Genomic DNA, 18,380 nt, shown 5'->3' on the forward strand with positions numbered 1-18,380 from the left:
CACATGAATCACCTTGGCGCCCATCTGCCGCTGCCGATCAATCACGCCTTCTTCGACAGTCCTATCGGTAAGGGACACGGAAAGCAGCCTGCACGATCACTCCCGCCTCATGACAGGCGCACACCGGTCGAGCGGGCGCGCGATTGCCTGTACAAGCTGGCGAACCGAGTCTTCAATGCCCTGGCCCCCGAAGGGAGACGCACCGATGTCGAGTACCGGGATAGCTTGAAGCGCACCAGTCGCGAGGTTGGCGCCTTGCTGGGCGCTGTCATTCATGACCGTTTGCCCGCGGGCCCGGGAGCACTGGTAAATGCGTTCGAACGCATCAAGAACACCGCCGAACCCGTGACAAGGCGTGGGGTCAAGCTTTCGGATCTCCTGGCACAACGCTTCGAAATCCACTTGACCCGGCTCACGGACAAGGAACTCAAGACCCTGCGAACCAACCTGACCGTGTTGCGTGCCACGACTGAAGACCTCGGCGCACGCTCGCAGCTGGACCTACTGCACACCAAGCTGTGCCGCGAAGCTGAACGTCGCGTGTTCTCCGCCGGCCAGACCGAACTCCTGCCGCGCCTCATGCAGGCCATTCAGGAAGCCCAGCAGAATCCCACGTTGGCCGCGGATACCTTTGCCAGCCTGGGAGGCATCACCAAATCCATCATGGCGCGGTACGGCCTGAGCCTCGAGGCGAAAAACAAGGACGAAACCCTGCTGGCCCAGGCCGTGATACGCAAGGTCATCAACAACCTGCTCATGAGCGGCGAAGTGTCGGCCGGTGACCTCAAGACCTTGCTCGCGGCCTTGACCAGCGAAAGCCTGGCCGAGCTGCAACCCTGCGAGAACGCGCACCTCTCTGTCCAGGACACCGACGCCTTGGAACTGCTCGTGGAAGATGTTGCCGTGCATCGCGGGCAAGCCACGCTGGATGACTTCAACAAGGCAGTCGCAGCTTCGAATGACACATTGCCCAAAGAGGCAGCTCCCGTGTCCGCCGATACCCTGCGACACCTCATTGATGTGAGCACGCAATGGAAGGCATTGCAGAAGCATGCCGCTGCCTTCGACGTCCCTGTGGCGCCCGACACAGGCAAGAAGCTGGACGCCCTGCGGGAGCGTCTGACCCAGCTGACGATCAACGAACCCAGCCTGAAGCCACTCAAGGACCACGAGCTGCCTGCGCTCCTCAAGACACTGGACGTTCTGCCCGTGCCCGACGGGAAGGAACAGATCGCGCGCACGATGAAGACGCTCCAGGACAACAGCACGCGCAAGATTGGCGAGTCCTTGCCGGGCGCCATCGGCCTCCTGGTGCCCGAGCAGACGGAGAAAGCGCTGCAAACCCTGGCGCAACTGGAGCAGTTGGTGACGCGCGCGCATGGGCGCAGCGATATGCTGCAGGACCTGAACCATACGGGCGGCGACGACACGCGCAACTTCGAGTTCGCGACCTACGGGCCCGTGTTCAAAGCCATGAATGAAGCCCAACTGGAAAGCTGCCTGAAAGCACTGTCCACCCCGTTCGCGCTTCGGCTCATGGAGACGCTAAAGGCCATGGGGTCGGAACTGTGCATCGCCGGCGGCGGAGTGGACGCAGACCCGCGCAGCCTTGCCGGCAGCCGCCTGCTGGCCATGGGCCAAGTCTTGCTGGGTCTGCTGGGTGAGGCAGGTGCGGAGAGCGCCCGTCGCGTCAACCCGGACAACCCACCGGCATACGAGGTCCCGGATATCGACCCCAGTCGCCAAGACCCTGCGATCCGCAACGCCGTGCGCGAGCTGTTCCCGATACCTCAGTGATGCGCAAGCGCTGGCGCGCGATACCTCACCCCGCCGGCACCAGAAAATCCTGGCTGATCCGCCAGCCCAGCTCGTTCACGCGGTCCAGGAACTGCGTGAGGTAGGCATGCAGGCCGGTGGCCAGGATCTCGTCGATGCGGCCGTACTGCAGCTCGGCCTTGAGCTTGCCCGCGCGGCGCAGGGTCTCGCCGCTGTGGTCGTTGGCCACCACGCTCAGGTTGCTCACCACCTCGTTGAGGCTGGCCGCCAGGCTGCGCGGCATGTCGGCGCGCAGGATGAGCAACTCGGCCACGCGCTCGGGCGTGATGACGTCGCGGTAGACCTTGCGGTAGACCTCGAAGCCGCTCACGCTGCGCAGGATCGCACTCCAGTGGTAGAAGTCGTACTCCTGATCGAGCTCGCTCGCGGCGCCGAAGAAGTCGCTGTGCACGGCGTGGAATTTCACGTCGAGCAGGCGCGCGGTGTTGTCGGAGCGCTCCAGGAAGGTGCCCATACGGTAGAAGTGGAAGGCTTCGTCCTGCAGCATGGTGCCGATGGCCACGCCGCGCGAGAGGTGCGAGCGGAACTTCACCCATTCGAAGAACTGCCCCGGGTCGCGTTCGAAGGCCTTGCCCTGCAGGGCGCGGTTGAGCTCCAGCCAGGTCTGGTTCTGCATCTCCCACAGCTCGGTGGTGAGCGCGCCACGCACGGCGCGTGCGTTCTCGCGAGCGGCCTTGAGGCAGGAGACGATGCTGGACGGGTTGTTCTCGTCGCGCACCATGAAGTCGAGCACGTTGCGCGGCGTGATGGCCTGGCCGTACTTGGCGCGGTAGGCGGGCAGCAGCTCGCTGATGGTGAGCAGGCCTTCCCAGCCCACCTGCGCGACGGCGGCCGACTGCGGCAACAGCGAGGTCTGGTAGTTGACGTCGAGCATGCGGGCGGTGTTCTCCGCGCGCTCGGTGTAGCGGGACATCCAGAAGAGGTGATCGGCGGTGCGCGACAGCATGCTTGTCTCCTGTGTCAGTCTTCCAGCACCCAGGTGTCCTTGGTGCCGCCGCCCTGCGACGAGTTGACCACCAGCGAGCCTTCCTTGAGCGCCACGCGCGTAAGGCCACCCGGCACCATCTGCACCTCCTTGCCCGAGAGCACGAAAGGCCGCAGGTCGATGTGGCGCGGCGCGACGCCGCTCTTGACGTAGGTGGGGCAGGTGGACAGCGACAGCGTGGGCTGCGCGATGTAGCCGTCGGGCTTGGCGATCACGGCCTGGCGGAATTCCTCGATCTCGGCCTTGGTGGACGAGGGCCCGACCAGCATGCCGTAACCCCCCGCGCCATGCACCTCTTTCACCACCAGCTCGTGCATGTGGGCGAGCATGTACTTGAGGTCTTCCGGGTTGCGCCCCATGAAGGTGGGCACGTTGCTCAGGATGGGTTTCTGGCCGAGGTAGAACTCGATCATCTTGGGCACGTAGGGGTAGATGGACTTGTCGTCCGCCACGCCGGTGCCGATGCCGTTGCAGATGCTGACATTGCCGCTGCGGTACACGCCCAGCAGCCCGGCACAGCCCAGTGTGGACGTGGGCCGGAACACCAGCGGGTCAAGGAAGTCGTCGTCCACGCGGCGGTAGATCACGTCTACCCGCTTGGGGCCGCGCGTGGTGCGCATGTAGACGAAGTTGTCCTTGACGAACAGGTCCTGGCCCTCCACGAGTTCCACGCCCATCTGCTGCGCGAGGAAGGCGTGCTCGAAGTAGGCGCTGTTGTACATGCCGGGCGTGAGCACCACCACGGTGGGCTCGGCCGTGGTGGCGGGGCTCACGGCGCGCAGGGTTTCCAGCAGCAGGTCGGGGTAGTGCGCCACGGGCGCCACACGGTTCTCGCCGAAAAGCTCGGGGAACAGGCGCATCATCATCTTGCGGTCTTCGAGCATGTAGCTCACGCCGCTGGGCACGCGCAGGTTGTCTTCCAGCACGTAGTACTCGCCTTCGCCGTCGGCGTTGGGGGCGCGCACGATGTCGATGCCGGCGATGTGCGAGTAGATCTGGTGCGGCACGTCCACGCCCATCATCTCGGAGCGGAACTGCGCGTTCTGGAAGATCTGGTCGGCCGGGATGACGCCGGCCTTGATGATCTCCTGCTCGTGGTAGACGTCGTGGATGAAGCGGTTGAGCGCGGTCACGCGCTGCACCAGGCCTTCTTCCATGCTGCGCCACTCGTGCGCGGGGATGATGCGCGGGATCAGGTCGAAGGGGATGAGCCGCTCGGTGCCGGCGCCCTCCTCGTCCTTGGCGCCATAGACGGCAAAGGTGATGCCGACGCGGCGGAAGATCATTTCCGCCTCTTCTCGCTGGGCGGCCATGGCGTCGTCGGGCTGCTCCGCGAGCCAGCGGGCGTAGTGCCGGTAGTGCTCCCTCACGTCCCCGGTTGAGGCGTGCATTTCGTCGAACATGGGTCGGCTCATGGTGCTGATCTCCTGCCGAAGGAGCATAGCAAGGAGCGGGCCAGGGGAAACCCGCAATGCCGTTTCGAAACGCTCAAGCGACCCGGCAGCGATCCCCCGCGACCGCCAGCTCAACCCCGGAGGTTCATCGTGCCTGGCAGTAGGCCGGGGGCTGCGCTGGCGCTTTCGCGGCACAGCGCATGGAGGTCCTCGACCAGATCCACGAAGGCTTCGGCCGTGGCCACGAAGTCCGTCACGGTCAGGCCACGCCAGTCCACCCGTTGCGCCGCCAGCATCCGCGGCGGATCGTCGTCGGTCAGCCCGATCACGGCCCCATCGGGATCGGCGTCGACGCGGTTGAATTGCAGTAGTTCAATGAGCAGTTGGGGTTCCGGTCGAGCTGGCAGCGCGCCGACATCGCAATACAGGCGCAAGTCGGAAAGCGGACCGAAACAGGCCAGGCCGATCTCGATGCCATCGTCGAAGCTCAGGACCACCTCACCGTCGTCGTCCAGGCCCAGTTGATCGAGGCCATAGCGCTGACCCAGTGCGATGAGCTGGGCGGCAAGTTGAGGCGGCAGCCGGCGGCTCATGCGCAGAGTACTTGCGGGTTCAGACGGACACGGTTGCTGGCGAACTCAGTTGAACCAGATCGGCGTGCAAGGCGACGGGATCGAATGTGACCGCCTGATCGGGGTCCAGAGGACGATCGCCACGCACATACGCCTGCGTACGCGCCTCCGTGACACACAGGTTGAGCAGGTAACGCGCAGGCACGTTGCGGCGCGCCAGGTCGGGACCCAATTCCTCCAAGCGGTCCAGGTCGCCCCTGGCGGCAATGATCCGGTCGAGGCCAAGTTCGCGCTGCACATCCGCTTGCCCCCAGGCAGGGTCATTGTCAGCAAGCACCTTGCCAAATTCAGCACAGTACGCGCAGTACCACTTCAGGGCCGCGAATCGAACGCACGTAGCCTCGATCTCATCGGTCTCGAGGAGGCCCGTGAGCTGCTCTTTCAGCTTGTCTGGTGTCATGGCCATAACCCCGTCATGCAGACTGGTCGGGATCACCTCGGGCAAGTGGGTCAGGTGAACCGCGTCCACGCCCCCGCCAAGCCCCCCGTCGAGATCGGGCGAATGGCGGCCGAAGCTGATGTCGTTGTCGAAGTACTGCACGCCGTTCGGCCCGACGGCGCAGTTGCCCAGGTGGGCATCGCTGGAGTTGACAAGGAAATTGAAACAACTGGCGGCGGCCAGTTGGGCGATGGTCGGCGATGACCGCAGCAAGACATCGGGCGAGCACTGGATATCGGCCGGCGCGGTCTCCTTGAGGGGCACGCCGTTGACGCTCTTCGCGTAGCCCTCGTCGTCGTATACCAGGCTTTCCTTCTGGCGTGAGAACACGATGGTCTGGTTGATCACCTCCGCACCGTCGAAGCCATTGTTCTTGGCGAAGCGCTGCAGATCCCTGTGGTTTTGCTCGGCCCAGACCTTCACGTCCTCCGAAACCGGCAGCTCGACGCGCCCTTGGCGCTGCAGGTGACCAGTCGGGGGAACAAAGTCCATAACCACTCCCAAGCGATCATCAAGAAGCCCGAAAACCGTCTGGGGGATCAACTTCAGCCGCAGCCCATCGTTCACCTTGGAAGTCGCGACCGCGCGACACGACAAGATGGGATTCTTGATCTGAGTCACATTGGCCGCCTCGGGCAACTGCACCATCTTGGGTTCCGCTTTGAATACCTTGGGCACCAGCGTCCCGTCATTGCTGCCCGGGTTCGCCTCAACTTCCACGCGTTCCACCGAGTGCATGGCGCCCTTGCCTAGCGAACCCACCGATCTCTTCTTGAAGTCGCCAGCGGTGTACGCCACATCGCGCGTCTGCGGCGTGATGGGAATACCGGCATCCACATACAGTTGTGTCTCCGCCGTGGACAGGCCTCGTCCATTCAGCACCGCATACGTTTGCTGCCGGATGTCCTGAAGGCGTTCCTGTTGGGTTTTCAGGCGCCGACCCACCGCGCGAAGCCAAGCCCGGTCTATCGTGAAGTTGGGCAAAGTCTTGCCCAACGCCCGCTTCTGCGCATACAGGGCGTTCTGTACCGCCGCCAACTCTCCATCGAGGCGGTGGATGAAGTTGTGCAGCGACGCCGGGTCTATGCGCTGCCCGGGAAGCGCCACCTTGTCGGTGAGGCTTGAGGCTTTTGACAACATGGACAGCGCTTCGTGGAGCCTGATCAACTCCGCGTAGTGCGGCGACATGCGATCACGGAAGGTGTCTGCGTTCACCCGTTCGTCCAACTCCCGGGCTTTGGCCCGCAGGGCATGCATGCTTGGCATATGCCGTTTGAACGCCGGCAGGTAGATGCCCATTTTTTCTGAACGGCAGTCTCCATCAATTTTTTTGTTTTGCCACCTACGTGCGTTTTCACCCACTTCAGGGCCGTCTTCACCGGACTGCGCTGGCGACCGAGCATGGCGACCCGCGGGGAGTTGGTCACCGATGCATGGTCCTGAACCTCAACGCTCGGCGCCGTCTCCGCACTCTCGGAATGACCGGTCCCCGTTGGGGTTCGGATGGTGAACTTGGACTGCGGGGAAACATTCCACTTCGCGGAGTTGGAGTTTTTGACAGACATGACGAAGTCGCTAAGGAAGGGCGGGAGATGCGCCATGGGTGCCGAACCTCCATAAGCGGTTCCGTGAAACCGACTCATCGGCCCATGGAACGACCGCAGCCGACAACAGACGTAGACCGTCCGGCGTATGGCCTGCTCATCGCTCCTCGGCCCCGTAGTGCCAGTACCGCCGCCGTCCGCCGCGTTCACACCACAGGTTGTCGGGAACCTCGCTTCTCCACGTCGCCGCCCCACACCCCGGCGACGCCACCCAGTCGATCCCCTTCTCCTCGTACCGCTCCACCACCACCCGCGCTGGGTGCCCGAAGCGGTTGCGGTAGCCCGACTGCACGATCACCCAGCGCGGCCGCAGGGAGTTGAGCAGCACCGGGCTCGACGAACTGGCGCTGCCGTGGTGCGGCGCCATCAGCAGCGTGGCGCGCTCGTTCGGCCGCGACAGCGCCAGTCTCACCTCCTGCGCAGCGGGGATGTCGCCCGTGAGCCAGGCGCTGGCGCCCTGCCGGCTGGCGATGCGCAGCACGCAGGACATGGCATTGGTGGACAGGCCGCGATCGGCCCATTCCCGTGGTCCGGGGTGCAGCACCTCGAAGTCCACCCCGTCCCAGGTCCAGCGCTGACCAGCCTGGCAGTGGCGCGCCGGGTCCTCGTCGTAGGACGACAGCCAGCGCGCATCGGGGAACGCCGCGCGCACGGCCTCGGCGCCGCCCGAGTGGTCGCTGTCGCGGTGGCTCACCACCACGGTGTCGGGCCGCTCGCCCAGGGCGCGCAGCAAGGGCAGCACGATGCGATCACCCGCATCCGCCTCGGGATTCCAGCGCGGGCCGGTGTCGTAGAGCAGCGCGTGGCGCGCGGTGCGCACGAGCACGGCGCCGCCCTGCCCCACGTCGAGCGCCATCACCTCGAACTCGCCCTCAGGCGGACGCGGCGGTGACCAGAGCAACACCGGCAGCACCAGCAGGGCCCCGGCCGCGCGCGCGACAGCGGGCAGGCGCAGGGCCAGCAACACGCCACCCGCCACGGCAATCAGCGCCAGCGGCAGCGGCGGCACCGGCCGCTGCAGCACCGCGCCGGGCCAGGCGGCCAGCCATTGCAGCAGCGGCGCCAGCGCCTCCACCGCCCAGGCCGCCACCGTCCACAGCGGCGGCGCCAGCACCCCGAGCAGGGCCAGCGGCGTGATCACCAGCGTGACCCAGGGAATGGCGATGAGGTTGGCGATCAGCCCCACCACCGACACCTGGCCGAACAGCAGCAGCGTGAGCGGCGCGAGCGCCACCGTCATGAGCGACTGTTCGCGCAGCAGGCGCCTGAAGGCCTCAGCGCCGCGCGAGGCCAGGCCGCCCGCGGCGACGGCGCGCGCCGGATCGGCCGCGAACAGGATGCCCACCGCCACGAAGCTCAGCCAGAAGCCGGCCGACAGCATGGCCCATGGGTCCAGCACCAGCACCGCCGCCATGACCAGCAGCCACACCGCCGGCCAGGGCCAGCGCCGCACCGACAGGCGCAGCCCCACCACCACGGCCAGCATCAGCACCGTGCGCTGCGAGGGCACACCCCAGCCTGAAAACATCGCGTAGGCAGCGGCGCAGGCCACGCCGCCCCAGCCCGCCACCACGGGCCGAGGCCAGCGCAGGGCCAGGGCCGGCCAGCGCGGCGTGGCGCGGCGCCAGCCCCAGGCGATGAGCGCTGTGGCGAGCCAGGCAAAGAGCGTCACGTGCAGGCCGCTGATCGCCATCAGGTGGGCCACCCCGGTGTCGCGGAACAGCGCCCAGTCCTCGCGCTCGATGGCCGATTGCTCGCCCACCGCGAGCGCCGCGAGCACGCCCGCCGCGCGGCTGTCGCCCAGGCGCTCGGCCATGGCCTCGGCCACGCGCTGGCGCGCCAGGTCCACCGGGTGGCGCCCGCTCTGCCCCAGCCGTTCGGGCGCCGGGTCCCGCGGGCCGGCGCGCACGTAGCCGGTGGCCAGGATGCCGCGCTCCCACAGCCAGCGCTCGCGGTCGAACCCATGCGGGTTGAGGCTGCCGTGCGCGCGCTTGAGCCGCACCTCGAACGCCCAGCGCTCGCCGGCCACCAGGCCCGGGCTGCGGTGGGCCACGGTCCAGCCACCGGGCCGGTCACCGTCGCGCTGGGGGCCGCCGTACCAGCCCAGCAACAGGCGCGGCGGCAGGCGCACGGGCTCGCCGTCCAGGCGGGCGCGTTCGACCAGGAATTCGAAGCGCTCGCCCTGCGTGCCCATCACCGGCAGGGACGAGACGCGCCCGATCACGGCGATGTCGCGGCCTTCCAACGCGGGCGCCAGGCCCTCGTCGGCCAGCGCGACCGCGCGCAAGCCCGTGCCGCCAAACGCCAGGGCCGCGCCCGCGAACAACCAGGCCAACCGCCGCCGCCACGCCAGCACCCACAGGCCGCCCAAAGCGACGGCCACATACCCCCACCACGCCCACAGGCCACTCTGCTGCAGTTGCGTGGCGGTGCCCAGCACCACGCCCGCCAGCGCCCAGCCGCCGCGCCAGGCGCGCGGTGTCTCCGGCACACAATCGTCATCGCCCGATGGCGCAGGACTTGCTAGCATGGTCCACAGCCGCGTGAAAGCGCCCGCCAGGTCCCGCGTCATATCCCCTCCCTGAAAGCCCGTCGCATGGCCATCCACGTTGCCCTGAGCCACATCACCCACTACCGGTACGACCGCCTGGTGCGCCTGGGCCCTCAGGTCGTCCGCCTGCGCCCCGCGCCGCACAGCCGCACCAAGGTGCTCTCGTATTCGCAGCGCGTCGAACCGGCCACCCACTTCATCAACTGGCAGCAGGACCCGTTCGCCAACTACCAGGCCCGCCTGGTGTTTCCCGAGCCCACCACCGAATTCAAGATCACCATCGACCTGGTGGTCGAGATGGCGGTGCACAACCCCTTCGACTTCTTCCTCGAGCCGCAGGCCGAGCAGTTCCCGTTCGAGTATGCCGAGGCGCAAAAGCGCGAACTGGCACCGTATCTGGCCACCGAGCCGCTCACCCCGCTTCTCACCGCCTACCTCGACGGCGTCGACCGCGCCCAGCGCCGCACCGTCGACTTCCTGGTCGACATCAACCAGCGCTTGCAGCGCGACATCGCCTACACCATCCGCATGGAGCCCGGCGTGCAGACGCCAGAGCAGACGCTGCAGCTCCAGCGCGGCTCCTGCCGCGACAGCGGCTGGCTGCTGGTGCAGTTGCTGCGTCACCTGGGGCTGGCCGCGCGCTTCGTCTCGGGGTACCTCATCCAGCTCGCGCCCGACGTGAAGTCGGTGGACGGCCCCAGCGGCCCCGAGCGCGACTTCACCGACCTGCACGCCTGGTGCGAGGTGTTCCTGCCCGGCGCGGGCTGGATCGGCCTGGACCCGACCTCCGGCCTGCTCGCGGGCGAAGGCCACATCCCGCTGGCCTGCACCCCGCAGCCCGGCAGCGCCGCTCCGGTGGAAGGCGGCGTGGACGAGAGCGAAGTGGCGTTCGAACACCACATGTCCGTCACGCGCGTGCACGAATCGCCGCGCGTGACCCGGCCCTACACCGACGAGCAATGGGCCGCCGTGCTCGCCCTGGGCGACCAGGTGGACGCCGATCTGGTCAAGCACGACGTGCGACTCACCCAGGGCGGCGAGCCCACCTACGTGGCCACCAGCGACCGCGACGCGGCCGAATGGAACACCGACGCTCTGGGCCCGACCAAGCGCGGCTACGCCACTGAGCTGCTGGGCCGCCTGCGCGAGCAATACGGCCAGGGCGGTTTCGTGCACATGGGCCAGGGCAAGTGGTACCCGGGCGAGCAGTTGCCGCGCTGGGCGCTGTCGGCGTTCTGGCGCGCCGACGGCGAACCCTGCTGGCACAAGCCCGAACTCTTGGCCGACGAGCGCGAGGAGGCCCACTACACCGCCGACGACGCGCGCCGCTTCGTGCAGGCACTGGCGCGCCGCCTGGGCCTGTCCACGCAGTACATCACCCCAGGTCACGAGGACACCTGGTACTACCTGTGGCGCGAGCGCCGACTGCCCGTGAACGTGGACCCGTTCAACAGCCGCCTCGACGACGAGCTGGAACGCGCCCGCCTGCGCCGCGTGTTCGAGCAGGGCCTGTCCAGCGTGGTGGGCTACGTGCTGCCGCTGCAGGCCAATGCCGGCAGCCCGGCTCTCGGCGGCACCGTGTGGTCCACCGGCCCCTGGTTCTTCCGCGACGAGCGCATGTACCTCATCCCCGGCGATTCGCCCATGGGCTACCGGCTGCCGCTGGATTCGCTGCCCTGGGCCAGCGCGGGCGATCGGCCGCAGCACATCGAACAGGACCCCTTCGCCCCGCGTCCGGCGCTGCCGCGCGCCACCCCGCTGCGCGCCCAGGTCGCCCCCCACGCCAGCAGCACCCGGCCCGCACGCGGCTGGCCCGCCAGCGGCGGCGCGGCAGCGCACGGCCTGTCTTCGCGCTTCCCCCAGCGCGACGAATCGGCCGGCTGGCTCACGCGCACCGCGCTGTGCGTGGAAGCGCGCGACCCGCAGCGCGCCAACGGCCCCAAGGCGGAGAAAGACAAGGGTGGCAAGGGCCAGCACCTCTATGTCTTCATGCCGCCCATGGAACGGCTGGAGGACTACCTCGACCTGCTCGCCGCCGTGGAGGCCACGGCCGAGCGCCTGGGCGTGAAGGTGGTGCTGGAAGGCTACCCGCCGCCGCGCGATGTGCGCCTCAAGATGCTGCAGGTCACCCCCGACCCGGGCGTGATCGAGGTCAACATCCACCCCGCGCACAACTGGAACGAACTGGTGGAGCACACCGAATTCCTCTACGAGGCCGCGCACCAGACGCGCCTGTGCGCCGAGAAGTTCATGACCGATGGCCGCCACACCGGCACCGGCGGCGGCAACCACTTCGTGCTGGGCGGCGCCACGCCGGCCGACTCGCCCTTCCTGCGCAAGCCCGAGCTGCTGGGCAGCCTGCTGGCGTTCTGGCACAACCACCCCTCGCTGAGCTACCTGTTCAGCGGCCTGTTCATCGGCCCCACCAGCCAGGCCCCGCGCGTGGACGAGGCGCGCAACGACCAGTTGCACGAACTGGAGGTTGCGCTGGCGCAGATCGAGCAGGCGCGCCAGGTGCACGGCGAACACATGCCACCCTGGCTGGTCGACCGCGCGCTGCGCAACATCCTGATCGACGTCACCGGCAACACGCACCGCAGCGAGTTCTGCATCGACAAGCTCTACTCGCCCGACGGCCCGACCGGCCGCCTGGGCCTGCTGGAGTTGCGCGCCTTCGAGATGCCGCCGCACGCGCGCATGAGCGTGGCCCAGCAACTGCTGTTGCGCGCCCTGGTGGCGCGCTTCTGGCAACAGCCCTACCGCGCCCCGCTGGCGCGCTGGGGCACCGAACTGCACGACCGCTGGCTGCTGCCCACCTACCTGCGCCTGGACTTCGAGGACGTGCTGACCGAGCTGCGCGACAGCGGCTACGCCTTCGACATGGCCTGGTTCGAGCCGCACCTCGAGTTCCGCTTCCCCCTCATCGGCGAAATCGCCGCGCGCGGCATCGAGCTCACCTTGCGCGGCGCGCTGGAACCCTGGCACGTGATGGGCGAGGAAGGCGCGGCCGGCGGCACCGTGCGCTACGTCGACTCCTCGCTCGAGCGCCTGGAGGTGCGCGTGCGCGGCTGGACCGACCGCCGCCACGTCATCACCTGCAACGGCCGCGCCCTGCCCCTGCACAACACCGGCACCGCCGGCGAGTACGTGGCCGGCGTGCGCTACAAGGCCTGGGCGCCGCCCTCGGCGCTGCACCCCACCATCGGCGTGCACGCGCCGCTCAGCTTCGACATCGTCGACACCTGGATGGAACGCTCCCTGGGCGGCGGCCAGTACCACGTCAGCCACCCCGGCGGGCGCAACTACGACAGCTTCCCCGTCAACGCCTACGAGGCCGAAAGCCGGCGCCTGTCGCGCTTCTTCCAGATGGGCCACACGCCCGGGCGACTGCGCGTGTCGCCCGCCGTGGTGAACCGTGAATTCCCGTGCACGCTCGACCTGAGGACCTGAGCCTGGAAGCGGGACCCGGCGCCGGCGCGAGGGCATACTGCGCGCCGTGAATGCCGATCCTCACGATTCCCTTTTCGACCCCCTTCAGCCCGAGCACCCGGGCGAGTGGGCGATGTCCCTGGCCGTGCCGGCCGATACCGGCCACCTCGACGAACTGCAGGGCGAAGGACCCCACGGCCTGGCCCCCACCTGGGGCGACTTCTTCGACCACACCGGCACCGAAGGCCTGGCCGACCTGAACCGCCGCGCCGAGGCGCTGCAGCGCCAGATCCGCGACAACGGCGTCACCTACAACGTCTACGCCGACGAGAGCGGCCTGCAGCGGCCATGGGCGCTCGACCTCTTCCCCATGATCCTGGCGCCACAGGACTGGGCGCAGATCGAGGCCGGCGTGCTGCAGCGCGCGCGCCTGCTCAACGCCATGATGGCCGACCTCTACGGCCCGCGCGAGCTGCTCAAGCGCGCCCTGCTGCCGGCCGCGCTGGTGCAAGGCCACCCGGGCTACCTGCGCGCCATGCAGGGCATGCAGCCGCGCGGCGGCACCTGGCTGCACATCGTCGGCTTCGACCTCGCCCACGGCCCCGATGGCCGCTGGTGGGTGGTGGGCCAGCGCACCCAGGCGCCGTCCGGCCTGGGCTACCTGCTCGAGAACCGCATCGCCATCAGCCGCCAGTTCCCCAAGGCCTTCGCCGGCATGAAGGTGCAGCGCCTGGCCGCGAGCTACCGCGCGCTCATGAACGGCATCAAGGCCATGGCGCCCGAGGGCGAGAACGCGCGCATCGCGCTGCTCACGCCTGGCCCCTACAACGAAACCTACTTCGAACACGCCTACCTGGCGCGCTACCTGGGCCTCACGCTGGTGGAGGGCAACGACCTCACCGTGCGCGACGAGCGCCTGTTCCTCAAGACCCTGGCCGGGCTGGAGCCCGTGCACGCCCTCATCAAGCGCGTGGACGACCAGTGGCTCGACCCGCTGGAGCTGCGCACCGACTCCACACTGGGTGTGCCCGGCCTCTTGCAGGTGCTGCGCGCCGGCAACCTGCTGCTGGCCAACGCACCGGGCTCGGCCCCGCTCGAATCGAGCGCGCTGCTCGGTTTTCTGCCCGCCATCAGCGAACACCTGCTGGGCGAACCGCTGGCCCTGCCCTCGCTGGCCACCTGGTGGTGCGGCGAGGACGCCGCGCTGCGCAGTGTGCTGCCGCTGCTGAAGGACGGGGTGATCAAGGCCACCTATCCCCACCGCGCGAGTGGCGGGCCCGAAACCGTGATCGGCCAGGGCCTGGGCGCGCGCGCGCTGGACGAATGGACCGGCCGCCTGGTGCGCCAGCCCGAGCAATACACCGTGCAGTCCTGGCTGCCGCTGTCGCAGACGCCCACCTGGACGGGCGACCGGCTGATGCCGCGCTCGGCCATGCTGCGCGTGTTCGCCCTGGCCGACGGCGCCGGTTCCTGGCGCGTGCTGCCCGGTGGCCTGGTGCGCCTGGCGCCGCGCGGCCAACTGGTGGCGGCCATGCAGCGCGGCGGCAGCAGCGCCGACTGCTGGGTGCTGACCGAAGGCGCGGTCGATCACACCAGCCTGCTGCAAAGCCAGCCCAGCTCCTTCGCCATCGCCCAGCAGAAGCAGCCGGTGACCAGCCGCGCGGCCGAGAACCTGTTCTGGCTGGGACGCTACACCGAGCGCGCCGAGAACAGCGTGCGCCTGGCCGAGATCGTGCTCGACGAGCTGGAGGGCGAGGAGCCTGGCACCCGGGCCCTGCTGACCTGGCTTACCGAGGTCTCGCGCGAGAACGCGCTGGTGCTGGCCGACGTGCCCGACGCCCAGCAGTCCCCGCGCGTGTTCGCGCGCAGCCTCATGGCCAACCTGGCGCCCCACCCGCAGGACCCGGCCGCCGCCAGCTCGTTCAGCGCCGGCTTCAACCTGCGCGCCATCGCCAGTGCGGCCGCGCAGGTGCGCGAGCGGCTCTCGCGCGAACACTGGAACCTCATCGAGCGCGCGCAGGCCGGCTTTGCCAACAGCGCCGCGCGCCTGCTCCGTGACGGCGACTTCACCACCGGCGAGGCACAGCTGCTGCTGCAGGAAGCGAGCCAGCAGCTCGCCGCCATCACCGGCTCGCAGACCGACCGCATGGTGCGCGACGACGGCTGGCGCCTGCTGTCCATCGGCCGCCACATCGAGCGCCTGGCCACCCTGTCGCGCGCCCTGGCCCTGGGCCTGGAAACGGGCAGCCTGCACGAGCCCGGGGGCTTCGAGGCCATGGTGGCCCTGTTCGACAGCACCATCACCTTCCACGCCCAGTACCAGCAGCGCCGCGACATGGTGGCCCTGATCGACCTGCTGGTGCTCGACCGCGACAACCCGCGCTCCCTGGCCTGGGTGGTGCAAACCTTGCGCGCACGCCTGGCCCGACTGGGCCAGAGCGTGGCGCCGCAGGACGCCGAGTTGGCGCACGATCTGCCCGACCCGGCCACCTGGCAACTGGCCGAGCTGAGCAACTGGCAGCGCGGGCCCGATGGCCGCCGCGTGTGGAGCGCGCTCGCCCAGTTGCTGGAGGACTGCGAAACCGCCGCCATCGACCTCTCCGACGAGATCACGCGCCTGCACTTCAGCCACGCCGACCGGCGCAGCCAGACCCTGTCCATCTGAACCGCCATGAAGCTGCGCGTCCTGCACCGCACCACCTACCGCTACCAGAGCGCGGTGGACATGGCGCAGCACATGCTGCACCTGAGCCCGCGCGCCACCGCGCTGCAGCGGGTGCTATCGCACCGGCTGGAGATCGATCCCGAACCCGCCGCGCGGCACCAGAGCACCGATGCCTTCGGCAACCTGCGCACCTTCTTCGCCCAGCAGGCGCCGCACGACAGCCTGAGCGTGCTGGCCGACAGCACCGTCGCCACCACCGCCCCGGGTGCCCTGCCCGAAAGCGGCCACTGGCACGCCCTGGACTGGGAGCGCGCACGCGAGCACTTCCGCTACCGCGTCAACGCCCCCTACGACCCCGCGGCCGAGTTCCTCTTCGCCTCGCCTCTGGTGCCGCGCGACGAGGCCTTCCTCACCTGGGCGCGCCCCGTCTTCGCGCCGGGCCTGCCGGTGCTGCGGGCCGTGCGCGCCCTCATGGAGCACATCCACAGCGAACTGCAGTACGAAACCGACAGCACCGAGGTCAGCACGCCGCCGCTGGAGGCGCTCGCCCAGGGCAAAGGTGTCTGCCAGGACTTCGCGCACATCATGGTCGGCTGCCTGCGCAGCCTGGGCCTGCCCGCCCGGTACGTCAGCGGCTACCTGCTCACTCAGCCGCCGCCCGGCCAACCCCGCCTCATCGGCGCCGATGCCTCGCACGCCTGGGCCGCCGTCTACGTGCCCGGTGAAGGCGGCACCGAGGGCGAGTGGTTCGACTTCGACCCCACCAACAACCGCTGCGGCCGGGGCAGCCCGGGCGAAGACTACGTGACGCTGGCCATCGGGCGCGACTTCAGCGACGTCTCGCCCATGCGCGGCGTCATCCAGGGCGGCGCCCAGCACACGCTGGACGTGGCCGTGACCGTGGCACCACCCGACGAGCTGGAAGGCCGCGAGCTCCACCCCGTCACCGAACCACCGCCCAGCCGCGGCCGATAGATGAGCGCTCGATAGAATGGCCCGCTCCTTTTGGCCATTCACCTGGAGCGACCGATGAGCGCACTCGCGAAACTCAAACAACTGGGCATCACCCTGCCCCCCGTGGCCACGCCGGCCGCTGCCTACGTGCCCTACGTGCAGACCGGCCAACTCATCTTCATCAGCGGCAACATCGCGCGCAAGGACGGCAAGGCCTGGGTCGGGCAACTCGGCCTGACCATGGAAACCGACGAGGGCAAGGAAGCCGCGCGCAGCATCGCCATCGCCCTCATGGGCACGCTGCAGGCCGCCTGCCAGGCGTCGGGCAAGACGCTCGACGACGTCAAGCGCATCGTGAAGGTGCTGAGCCTGGTCAACAGCACGCCCACCTACACCGAACAGCACCTCGTCACCAACGGCTGCAGCGAGCTGCTGGGCGAGGTCTTCGGCGACGCCGGCCAGCATGCGCGCAGCGCCTTCGGCGTGGCGCAACTGCCGATGGGGGCGTGTGTGGAGATCGAGCTGATCGCCGAGTTGAAGGCCTGATCAGCGCTGGCGGCGCGCATTCGCGCGCCGCACCTGCCGGCTCTGGCCGGCTGCTTTCTTCGCCGTCTCCCGTTGCGCGCGCCGCTGGGCGAAGTACCGGGTGGCGTAGCGGGAGACGGCGAACGCCAGCACCCCCACCGCGACCGCGATCACCACACCGGTGATGTCGCCAGATTCCATTCTCATCGCTCCCCGGACCCGCCCGCGGCGCGCCCATAACCCGACAGAAATTCCTCGAAGCGCGCCAGCTCTTCGTCGAGCGCTCGCCCGAAGGCCGCATCGCGCGGGGCGCGTCCCGAGACGAAGCCCAGGTCGCGCACCAGCCGTCCGCGCTCCAGTCGCAAATTGGCCCAGCCCAGCATCTGCTCGCCCCAGAGCAAAGGCAGCGCGTAGTGGCCCATGGTGCGGCGTGGCGCGGGCACGTAAGCCTCGAAGCGGTAGGCCCATCCCCACAGCATCTCGAAGCGGCGCCGGTCCCAGGCCACGGGGTCGAAGGGCGCCAGCAGGCGCACGCCCTCGTGCGGCCGGTGGCGGCGCGAGGCGGGGTTCTCGTCCGCCGGCCAGAACCAGGTGGTGCCGTCCACCACCGCGTGGCCATACCGTTGCTTGGCGGCCTGCACCACCGCCCGCGCCTCCACCGCCAGGTGCGGGGCGCCGTAGCGCAGCAGCGTGACGAGGTAGCCCAGGCTGGGCGCCGGCAAGGGCGCGTACAAGGCCACGATGGCGTCCACCAGCGCCTGGGCGCGTGCCAGCCGCGCGGTGGGGCTGTCGTCCTGCTCGGCGTGGCTCATGGCCTCGTACACGCGCGTGCCGGCTTCGCGACGGCGCACGCGCAGCCAGCCGTGGTAGTGCATGTGGTCCAGCAGGCGCGTGCTGGCGTTCAGGTCGCCACCCCAGTAGCCGGCCACGCGGCCGTGGTGGGCGAAGGCTTCGCCCACCTCGCGCGGGTGCGCCAGGCCACGCTCGCGCACGAAGTCCAGCACGGCCCGCGCGCGTTGCGTGGTGTCCTCGTCCCAGGCCTGGCGCGGCGTGCGCGGGTGCAGCAGGGCCAGCATGTCGCGCGGCACGAAGCCGTAGTTGACGAAGGCGTCTTCCTCCAGCCCCAGGCGCTCGTAGCGGCGCTCCAGGTCGCCGGCACGGTAGCCCTGCACGCGCTGGAACAGGATCAGGTCCTGCGCGCGCGCCGGGGCGCGCATCGGGTCGGCCTGCACGAAGCCCAGGCGGCGCACCGCGGCTGGCAGCGTCACCGGCTTGAACAGGCTGCGCGCGATGGCGTGGCGGCGCAGCGCGTCGAGGGTGAGCGGTGGGGCCATCGGATGCGGTGAGCGGTGCCGGTGGGGCCGCG

General features: G+C 69.0%; 12 protein-coding genes. 5 read left to right on the plus strand and 7 right to left on the minus strand.

What is annotated here, in order from left to right; all coding sequences use genetic code 11:
• Positions 1-3 precede the first annotated feature (3 nt).
• Complete coding sequence (locus VLG41_RS18575) at positions 4-1,797, plus strand: hypothetical protein (protein ID WP_325350874.1); 1,794 nt, start codon at positions 4-6, stop codon at positions 1,795-1,797.
• Between the two features lie 25 nt (positions 1,798-1,822).
• Here VLG41_RS18575 and VLG41_RS18580 read toward each other — a convergent pair whose 3' ends face one another.
• The 5 genes from VLG41_RS18580 to VLG41_RS18600 all read right to left on the minus strand — a co-directional run bounded on the left by VLG41_RS18580 (position 1,823) and on the right by VLG41_RS18600 (position 9,381).
• A complete protein-coding gene (locus tag VLG41_RS18580; RefSeq protein ID WP_325350875.1) occupies positions 1,823-2,782 on the minus strand; it encodes an alpha-E domain-containing protein in 960 nt (319 codons plus the stop codon).
• Positions 2,783-2,796: 14 nt separating this feature from the next.
• Positions 2,797-4,236 carry a circularly permuted type 2 ATP-grasp protein gene (locus VLG41_RS18585; RefSeq protein WP_325350876.1) on the minus strand — a complete coding sequence of 480 codons (1,440 nt, stop codon included), beginning with the start codon at positions 4,234-4,236 and terminating at the stop codon, positions 2,797-2,799.
• A 110-nt stretch (positions 4,237-4,346) separates the two neighbouring features.
• Positions 4,347-4,808, minus strand: a complete 462-nt coding sequence (locus VLG41_RS18590) for a type III secretion system chaperone (protein ID WP_325350877.1) — start codon at positions 4,806-4,808, stop codon at positions 4,347-4,349.
• A 19-nt stretch (positions 4,809-4,827) separates the two neighbouring features.
• The gene (locus VLG41_RS18595; RefSeq protein WP_325350878.1) at positions 4,828-6,585 is read right to left on the minus strand and encodes a hypothetical protein; all 1,758 of its coding nucleotides are present in this window, start codon (positions 6,583-6,585) and stop codon (positions 4,828-4,830) included.
• A gap of 402 nt (positions 6,586-6,987) precedes the next feature.
• Positions 6,988-9,381 (minus strand): DNA internalization-related competence protein ComEC/Rec2, encoded by a 2,394-nt coding sequence (locus tag VLG41_RS18600; RefSeq protein ID WP_325350879.1) that lies wholly within the window; start codon positions 9,379-9,381, stop codon positions 6,988-6,990.
• Positions 9,382-9,486: 105 nt separating this feature from the next.
• On the opposite strand from VLG41_RS18600, the gene VLG41_RS18605 reads away from it, so the two are divergent.
• From VLG41_RS18605 to VLG41_RS18620, 4 genes are read left to right on the plus strand one after another with little or no spacing between them, the layout of a single operon-like run.
• Positions 9,487-12,891: a transglutaminase family protein gene (locus VLG41_RS18605; protein WP_325350880.1), complete on the plus strand. Its 3,405-nt coding sequence runs from the start codon at positions 9,487-9,489 to the stop codon at positions 12,889-12,891.
• A gap of 46 nt (positions 12,892-12,937) precedes the next feature.
• The gene (locus tag VLG41_RS18610; RefSeq protein WP_325350881.1) at positions 12,938-15,535 is read left to right on the plus strand and encodes a circularly permuted type 2 ATP-grasp protein; all 2,598 of its coding nucleotides are present in this window, start codon (positions 12,938-12,940) and stop codon (positions 15,533-15,535) included.
• Positions 15,536-15,541: 6 nt separating this feature from the next.
• Positions 15,542-16,510, plus strand: a complete 969-nt coding sequence (locus tag VLG41_RS18615) for a transglutaminase family protein (RefSeq protein ID WP_325350882.1) — start codon at positions 15,542-15,544, stop codon at positions 16,508-16,510.
• 54 nt (positions 16,511-16,564) lie between these two features.
• On the plus strand, positions 16,565-17,035 hold the full coding sequence (locus tag VLG41_RS18620) for a RidA family protein (RefSeq protein ID WP_325350883.1): 471 nt from the start codon (positions 16,565-16,567) through the stop codon (positions 17,033-17,035).
• Here VLG41_RS18620 and VLG41_RS18625 read toward each other — a convergent pair whose 3' ends face one another.
• Entirely contained in the window at positions 17,036-17,215 is a 180-nt protein-coding gene (locus VLG41_RS18625) for a hypothetical protein (RefSeq protein ID WP_325350884.1), read from the minus strand. It abuts the gene before it with no gap.
• Positions 17,216-17,217: 2 nt separating this feature from the next.
• On the minus strand, positions 17,218-18,348 hold the full coding sequence (locus tag VLG41_RS18630; RefSeq protein WP_325350885.1) for a DNA glycosylase AlkZ-like family protein: 1,131 nt from the start codon (positions 18,346-18,348) through the stop codon (positions 17,218-17,220).
• Positions 18,349-18,380: the final 32 nt, after the last annotated feature.

It is taken from the genome of Hydrogenophaga sp., assembly GCF_035481345.1.
Lineage (GTDB): Bacteria > Pseudomonadota > Gammaproteobacteria > Burkholderiales > Burkholderiaceae_C > Hydrogenophaga.

Coding starts and splice junctions, on each gene's coding strand:
- VLG41_RS18590 (WP_325350877.1), bottom strand. CDS start 4,808: ATGAGCCGCCGGCTGCCGCCTCAACTTGCCGCCCAGCTCATCGCACTG.
- VLG41_RS18620 (WP_325350883.1), top strand. CDS start 16,565: ATGAGCGCACTCGCGAAACTCAAACAACTGGGCATCACCCTGCCCCCC.
- VLG41_RS18595 (WP_325350878.1), bottom strand. CDS start 6,585: ATGGGCATCTACCTGCCGGCGTTCAAACGGCATATGCCAAGCATGCAT.
- VLG41_RS18585 (WP_325350876.1), bottom strand. CDS start 4,236: ATGAGCCGACCCATGTTCGACGAAATGCACGCCTCAACCGGGGACGTG.
- VLG41_RS18575 (WP_325350874.1), top strand. CDS start 4: ATGAATCACCTTGGCGCCCATCTGCCGCTGCCGATCAATCACGCCTTC.
- VLG41_RS18605 (WP_325350880.1), top strand. CDS start 9,487: ATGGCCATCCACGTTGCCCTGAGCCACATCACCCACTACCGGTACGAC.
- VLG41_RS18615 (WP_325350882.1), top strand. CDS start 15,542: ATGAAGCTGCGCGTCCTGCACCGCACCACCTACCGCTACCAGAGCGCG.
- VLG41_RS18625 (WP_325350884.1), bottom strand. CDS start 17,215: ATGGAATCTGGCGACATCACCGGTGTGGTGATCGCGGTCGCGGTGGGG.
- VLG41_RS18580 (WP_325350875.1), bottom strand. CDS start 2,782: ATGCTGTCGCGCACCGCCGATCACCTCTTCTGGATGTCCCGCTACACC.
- VLG41_RS18630 (WP_325350885.1), bottom strand. CDS start 18,348: ATGGCCCCACCGCTCACCCTCGACGCGCTGCGCCGCCACGCCATCGCG.